This is a genomic window from Streptomyces sp. SID486, assembly GCF_009865385.1.
Taxonomy (GTDB): domain Bacteria; phylum Actinomycetota; class Actinomycetes; order Streptomycetales; family Streptomycetaceae; genus Streptomyces.
Map to the genome: position 1 here is coordinate 1 of NZ_WWJT01000754.1, position 6,552 is coordinate 6,552.

The 6,552-nt window shown below is 74.5% G+C and carries 6 protein-coding genes and 1 pseudogene; 2 read left to right on the plus strand and 5 right to left on the minus strand.

The genetic code is table 11. The annotated features are described in order from the left end of the window. Both GT045_RS35320 and GT045_RS35325 read left to right on the plus strand, forming a co-directional pair. Nucleotides 1-758, plus strand: a 758-nt coding sequence (locus GT045_RS35320; RefSeq protein WP_161336716.1) for a GNAT family N-acetyltransferase, incomplete at its 5' end; no start/stop codon positions are given. A 29-nt stretch (nucleotides 759-787) separates the two neighbouring features. Next, on the plus strand, nucleotides 788-1,654 hold the full coding sequence (locus tag GT045_RS35325) for a transglutaminase-like domain-containing protein (protein WP_161336717.1): 867 nt from the start codon (nucleotides 788-790) through the stop codon (nucleotides 1,652-1,654). Between the two features lie 21 nt (nucleotides 1,655-1,675). Here GT045_RS35325 and GT045_RS35330 read toward each other — a convergent pair whose 3' ends face one another. The 5 genes and pseudogenes from GT045_RS35330 to GT045_RS35350 form a co-directional block, all read right to left on the minus strand. Then, nucleotides 1,676-2,290: a response regulator transcription factor gene (locus GT045_RS35330; RefSeq protein ID WP_161336718.1), complete on the minus strand. Its 615-nt coding sequence runs from the start codon at nucleotides 2,288-2,290 to the stop codon at nucleotides 1,676-1,678. Beyond that, a complete protein-coding gene (locus tag GT045_RS35335) occupies nucleotides 2,287-3,471 on the minus strand; it encodes a histidine kinase (RefSeq protein ID WP_161291350.1) in 1,185 nt (394 codons plus the stop codon). The genes GT045_RS35330 and GT045_RS35335 overlap by 4 nt, the downstream gene beginning before the upstream one ends. Nucleotides 3,472-3,476: 5 nt before the next feature. Next, nucleotides 3,477-4,217: an ABC transporter permease gene (locus GT045_RS35340; protein WP_161291346.1), complete on the minus strand. Its 741-nt coding sequence runs from the start codon at nucleotides 4,215-4,217 to the stop codon at nucleotides 3,477-3,479. Further along, nucleotides 4,214-5,143 carry an ABC transporter ATP-binding protein gene (locus tag GT045_RS35345; protein WP_202529326.1) on the minus strand — a complete coding sequence of 310 codons (930 nt, stop codon included), beginning with the start codon at nucleotides 5,141-5,143 and terminating at the stop codon, nucleotides 4,214-4,216. The genes GT045_RS35340 and GT045_RS35345 overlap by 4 nt, the downstream gene beginning before the upstream one ends. A 173-nt stretch (nucleotides 5,144-5,316) precedes the next feature. Continuing rightward, nucleotides 5,317-6,552, minus strand: a pseudogene (locus tag GT045_RS35350) (hypothetical protein); the annotation flags it as partial.

Below are 6,552 nucleotides of genomic sequence, written 5' to 3' on the forward strand. Positions count from 1 at the left end.
TCGAGGCGGAGCCGCCGCAGCGGCCCGCCCCCGGGGCCGTGGGGCGCCCGGCCGGTGCGGTGGCCGGGCGCCGGGAGGGCTTCACCCGGCGGGCCAACAGCGTGCTGCCGCTGGGTGATCCCGGGCTTCCGCTCGACGCCGCCCTGGACGCCGTACGCCGCTGGTACGGCGAGCGGGGCCTGCCCGCCTACGTGCAGACCGCGACCGGCGCCGAGGGCACGCAGGAGCTGCTCTGCGCGGAGCTGGAGCGGCGCGGCTGGGTGCGGGAGGTGACCGCCGAGCTGTGGACCGGCGCCCTGGCGCCGGTGGCGGACCGGGCGGAGGGCGCGGACGTGGCCTTGTCCCGGACGGTGGACGAGGCGTGGCTCGGGCGGTACGGGCGCGCGGGGGCGGGCGAGGTGGCCCTGCGGGTGCTCGGGGAGGGTCCGTCGGTGTGGTTCGCGGCCGTGCCCGGCGCCGCCGCGGGCGAGCCGCCGGCGGCCATCGGCCGGTGTGTCGTGGACGGGCGGTGGGCCGGGTTCGCCGCCGTCGAGGTGGACCCCGCCCGGCGGCGGCAGGGGCTGGCCACCGAGGTGCTGGCCGCGCTGGCCCGGCGCGCGCTGGACGAGGGTGCCTCGGCGGCGTGGCTGCAGGTGGAGACGGACAACGAGGGCGGCCGGGCGCTCTACCGCGCGCTCGGCTTCCTGCCGCACCACGCCTACCACCACTACCGGGCTCCGCAGGGGCCGCAGACACCCGCCGGCCCGGGAAGGTCGTAGAAACCGCCGTGGAAGGGCATGAGCCTGGCATGCGCCACCCCTACCTGCCGCCCCCGTACCCGCCCCGGCCGGAGCGCTCCGCCGAGCTGCGGCGGCGCTTCGCCGAGGAGGCCCGCTCCGAGCGGCCGGACCTGTCGGCGCTGTGCCTGCTGATCGGCGCGGAGACCGACGGCTCGCTCGACGAGGCCGGCATCGACGCCGCGCAGGCGGAGCTGGACCGGCTGGCGGGCGAGCTGCCGTACCGGCCGGGCGGGCCGCACGCGTGGGCGCGGGCCGTCGGCGGGCTGCTCGGCGGCCGTTACGGTTTCCACGGCACGCCGGGCGACTACCAGCGGCCGGAGTCGTCGCTGCTGCACGAGGTGCTGCGGCGGCGGCGCGGACTGCCGATCCTGCTGTCGGTGGTGTGGCTGGAGGTCGCGCGCCGGGCGGGCGCCCCGGTGTACGGGGTCGCGCTGCCGGGGCACTTCGTGGTCGGGTTCGGGGCGGCGGCCGAGCGGGTGCTGGCCGATCCGTTCGACGGGGGCCGGGTGCTGACCGGGCCGGACGCCGACCTGCTGGTGGTGGGCGCCACGGGTGCGCCGCTGCAGCCCTCGATGCTGGAGCCGGCACCGCCGCTGGAGGTCGTCCAGCGCGTCCTGAACAACATCCGGGCGTGGGCCGCGGCCCGGCCGGAGCGCTCCGACGTGGGGCTGCGGGCCGTGGAGCTGGCGCTGCTGATCCCCTCGCACCCGGCGCGACTGCGCTACGAGCGCGGGCAACTGCTGGTGCAGCGCGGGGAGTTCGTCGCGGGCGCCGAGGAACTGACGGCGTACGCCGACCTCATCGAGGTGGTCGACGAGTCGGCGGCGGGAAAGGTACGGCAGGAGGCGCGCATCGCGCGGGCCAAGCTCAACTGAACCGGCCACCGCCCAGGGGGTTCAGAGCCATCCCTTGTCCCGGGCTATCCGTACCGCCTCCGCCCGGTTGCGTGCCGCCAGTTTCTGGATGGCCGTCGACAGGTAGTTGCGGACGGTGCCCTGGGAGAGGTGGAGGGCCCGGGCCAGTTCGGCGTTGGTGGAGCCCTCGGCCGCCGCCCGGAGCACCTCGCGTTCGCGGTCGGTCAGCGGGTTGGCGCCCTCGGCGAGCGCGGCGGCGGCCAGGGTGGGGTCGATGACCCGCTCGCCGGCCAGCACCTTGCGGATCGCCTCGGCGAGCTGGGCGGCCGGGGCGTCCTTGACGAGGAAGGCGTCGGCGCCCGCCTCCATGGCGCTGCGCAGATAGCCGGGCCGGCCGAAGGTGGTGAGGACGACCAGCTTGACCCGCGGGAAGTCGCGGTGCACCCGGGCCGCGGCCTCGATGCCGGTGCAGCCGGGCATCTCGATGTCGAGCAGTGCCACGTCCACGCCGCCCGCGCCGACGGCGGCGAGGACCTCGTCGCCGCGCGCGACCTGGGCGACGACCTCGATGTCGTCCTCCAGGCCGAGCAGCGCGGCCAGCGCCTCGCGGACCATCGACTGGTCCTCGGCCAGCAGGACCTTGATCGTGCTCGTCATGCCCCGGATCCTACGTCGGCCGCGGGGGCCGTGGGCACGCGGGCGACCAGCCGGAACCCGTGCTTGAGCCGGCCCGCCTCCAGGCTGCCGCCGGCCTTCTCCAGCCGCTCGGTCAGGCCGGTCAGGCCGTTGCCGGGGCCCTTGCCGGAGCCGCCGGATCCGTTGTCCTCGACGGAGAGTTCGAGCACCGGGCCGTCCAGGGTCTGGCGGTGCAGCAGCCGGACCACACAGCGGTCGGCGCCGCTGTGCCGGACCACGTTGGTGACCGCCTCGCGCAGCGCCCAGGCGAGGGCCGACTCGGACTCCTCGGGGACGGTGGCGAGATCGGGTTCGGCGGGCATCTCGGCCGCCACCCCGGCGGCGGTCAGGGCGACCTGGATGCCGGCGAGTTCGGCGGCGAGCCGGGGCCGCCGGTAGCCGGTGACGGCCTCCCGGACGTCGACCAGCGCCTGCCGGCTGACCTGTTCGATGTCGGCGACCTGCCGGGCCGCCTTGTCGGGGTGGTCGGGCAGCATCCGGCCGGCCAGCTCGCTCTTCAGCGTGATCAGGGAGAGGGAGTGGCCGAGCAGGTCGTGCAGGTCGCGGGCGAGGCGGAGCCGTTCCTCGTTGGCGGCGAGCTGGGCGACGGTGGCCCGGGCCTTGCGCAGCTCGATGGTGGTGCGCACCAGTTGGCCGACGCCGGTCATCGCGAACCCGATGAGCACGACGAGCAGGATCAGCCCCCGGGCCTCCGCCGCCTCGCCGAAGCGCAGGGCGATCAGGTACATCATGGCGCCGGAGGCGGGGATGGCCCAGTAGGCCGCGCGCAGCGGCAGGGTGGCCCCCCAGGCGACGGACAGGTAGACGAAGAGGCCCAGCCAGGCGCTGCCGAGGGTGGCGGCCAGGACGGGGGCGAGCACACCGAGGACGCCGCCCAGGGTGAGCACCACCCGCGGGGAGAACGACCGGCCCATGTTGCGGTAGACCAGCGTCAGGTAGACCCCGACGAAGGCGGTGAGGCCGACCGCGCCGGCCACGGTGGCGCCGGTGCTGTGTCCGCCGTCGACCAGGTCCTCGACCGGCGAGCTGAGGAAGACCAGCCAGACCCCGATCCACAGCGTCTTGACCAGCACCTGGCGCCTGTTGCCCGGCGGCCAGCCCACGGGCGGGTGGTCCGGCATCCCGGTCCGGTCTTCCGTCATCGTGCTCACGCCTTCAGCGTGTCCTTCCGGTACAGCCAGGCCGCTCCGCCCGCGAACAGCACGAAGGAGACGGCGAGGACGGCGAGATCCTGGGTGTGCGGCGTCCGGCTCTGTTCGATCGCGCGCCCCAGGGAAGCGTACGCGTGGGTGGGCAGCCACTTGGCGATGTCCTGCAGCCACTGCGGGAACGTGGTCGTCGGCATCCACAGGCCGCCCAGCATGGACAGACCGAAGTAGATGATCATGGTGATCGGGCGGACCGCGTCCCCGCTGGCGAGGTAGCCGAGGGCGACGCCGAGCGCGGCGAAGACCAGGCTGCCGGCCCAGATGGCACCGGTGAGGCCGAGCCACTGCCAGGCGTCGAGGCGTACGTCCTTCACCACCGCGGCGACCACGAAGACCATCACGATGGACGGCAGGCTCACCACGGCCGCGCTGGCGGTCTTGGCGAGGACGTACCCGCGTCCGGGCAGGGTGGTCAGCCGCAGCTGCCGCACCCAGCCGCTCTCGCGCTCCTTGGCGATGCGCTCGCTGTTGCCCATGAGCACGGCGGTCAGGGCGCCGAAGGAGGCCATGGAGACCATCATGTACGTCGGCAGGGTCAGGCCGGTGCCGTCGACCTTGGTGTGGCTGTCGGCGTTCCCCGCGATCAGCAGGAACAGTCCCGAGGGGTAGATCACGGAGAAGAACAGGAACTTGCGGTTGCGCAGGGCGCGGGACACTTCCAGGGTGATCAGGCTGTTCACGACTGCTTCGCCTCCTCGGCGGCGGTGATGGCGACGAAGGCCTGTTCGAGGCCCAGACCGGCGACCTCGAGGTTGCGGGGGTAGACGCCGAGGCCGTACAGGGCGTGGACGGTCGCGTCGGCGTCGGTGGACTGGATGCGCACGGTCTGGCCGGACACGTCGAGGGACGTCAGGAACGGCAGGCCGCGCAGGGCCGGCTCGTCGATCTCCCCCTCCAGGTCGAAGGCGATCCGGCGGGCGCCGGCCTTGGCCTTGATCTCGGCGGCCGTGCCGTCGGCGAGGAGCCGGCCGCGGTGCAGCACCAGCACCCGGTCGGCGATGGCGTCGGCCTCTTCCAGGTAGTGGGTGGCGAAGAGGACCGTACGGCCCTGGTCGGCCTGCTCCCGCATGGTCGCCCAGAATGCCTGGCGGGAGGTGACGTCCATGCCGGTGGTCGGCTCGTCGAGGATGATCAGGTCGCTGTCGCCGGCGGTGGCGAGGGCGAACCGGACCCGCTGGGCCTGGCCGCCGGAGAGCTTGTCGACCTTGCGGTCGGCGATCTGGGTGATGCCCGCGCGCGCCAGCACGTCGGAGACCGGGTACGGCCGCGGGTGCAGGGAGCAGGCCAGCTTCACCAGCTCGGCGACGGTCACCCCGTCCATCAGCCCGCCGCTCTGCAGCATGGCCCCCACCCGCCCGGCGACGATCGCCTCGCGCGGGCCGGTGCCGAACAGGCTCACCGTGCCGCTGTCGGCGGGCTTGAGCCCGAGGAGCAGGTCCAGGGTGGTGGACTTGCCCGCCCCGTTCGGGCCGAGGAGGGCGACGGTCTCGCCCGGGTACAGCCGGAGCGAGAGGCCGTCTACGGCCCGCACGCTCCCGTACGTCTTGGTCACCTGGTCGAACCCGACCACCGGGGTGGTGGTGGCCGGCGCCGCTGTCGTCGTCATGCCCACCATGCTGGCGGCACGGGTCGGGTGCCGGGCAGTGTCGGCGGTCCTGAGAGCCGGATGACAGATGTCATGCGGGACGCGTGACTCCCGCTCCGGGGGCGCGAGGAACCGCGCGGCGGGCCGTGCCGGGCCGGCGGTGGTCCGCGGGCCCGGCACGGCCGGCGGAGCGGCTAGCTCGGGTCGGTGTCGATGACCGCGACCCGGTCGGTCCGGCTCATCAGGGCCGGGCGCAGGGCGGCGTAGACGTCCTCCGGGGTGACCGGGGTCTTCTTGCCGTTGCCGCGGGTGATGAGCACCCCGTCGAAGGTGTGGCCGTAGAGCTCCTTGAGGGCGCCGAGGTCGGGCTTGTCGACCAGCTTGCCGTCGACGGCGGTGACCCGGAGGAACTTCTTCAGCGAGTTCTGCGGGCTCAGCTGGACCTGGTGGGCCGCGTCCGTCTGCACGGTCACCCGGTCCGACATCGCGGGCTCGGCGAACTCCTTCATCATCCGGTCGACCTCGGCGTCCGAGACCGCCGGCTGCCTGGTGGTGGTCGGCACGGTGACCGGCGCCGGGGCGCCCGTCTCCACCAGCGTGCGGTAGGCCTGTTCCACCGCGTGGGTGGACTGGCCGGCGTCGATGGCCTTGCCCGCCTTGCCGTGGACGGCCACGGCCTTGCCGGAGCTGAAGTCGACGGTGCCGTCGGTGACCGAGCCCGAGCCGCCGCCCGCCTGCTGGAGGGCGGCCTGGAGCTTCTCCTCGTCCACCGGCATGGCGGGCTCGACCACGCGCTTCTGCCCGAACAGGGAGCCGATGACGTGGACCGGGTTGTAGTCGCTCTTCGCGGCCTCGCTCACCGTGGCCTGGTAGTCGAACTGCAGGCCCGCGTTCTCCGGCGTGACGGTGACCGTCCTGCCGCCGACGGCCAGCTTCAGCGGCTTGTCCACCCGGCTGCCGAAGGCGTCGTCCAGCTTCTTGACGGCGTCGTCGCGGGTGCCGCCGCCGATGTCGACACCGAGCACGGTGGTGCCCTTGGGCACGTCGGTGTGGTTCATCAGCAGTCCGGCGCCGTAGGCGCCGCCCGCGACGACGACCACGCCGACGCCGAGCAGCACCAGCTTGCTGCGGCCCTTCTTCTTCGGCCGGGCCGCCGCCTTGGGCGCGGGGGCCGGCTCCGGCTTGGGCGCCGCGGGCGCCGCCGGGCCGTCGGCGTGGCCGAACGGGGGCTTGGTGGCGCCGGGGACGACCGGGATGCCGCTGGTGACGGTCTGTCCGGAGACGTTGTCGGCGGCCGGCGAACGGTAACCGGGCGTGCCCTCGGGGGCCGGCTTCTGCGGGGTGAGGATCGCGGTGTCGTCGCTGAGCCCGCCGCCGGGGCCGACCCCCGCGCGCGCACCCGCCGGGCCCGCTCCCGGGCCGCCGGGGCC

What these genes read in the sequence shown, in the direction of transcription:
- GT045_RS35325 (WP_161336717.1), top strand. Translation starts at nt 788, where the DNA reads ATGCGCCACCCCTACCTGCCGCCCCCGTACCCGCCCCGGCCGGAGCGC.
- GT045_RS35330 (WP_161336718.1), bottom strand. Translation starts at nt 2,290, where the DNA reads ATGACGAGCACGATCAAGGTCCTGCTGGCCGAGGACCAGTCGATGGTC.
- GT045_RS35335 (WP_161291350.1), bottom strand. Translation starts at nt 3,471, where the DNA reads ATGACGGAAGACCGGACCGGGATGCCGGACCACCCGCCCGTGGGCTGG.
- GT045_RS35345 (WP_202529326.1), bottom strand. Translation starts at nt 5,143, where the DNA reads ATGACGACGACAGCGGCGCCGGCCACCACCACCCCGGTGGTCGGGTTC.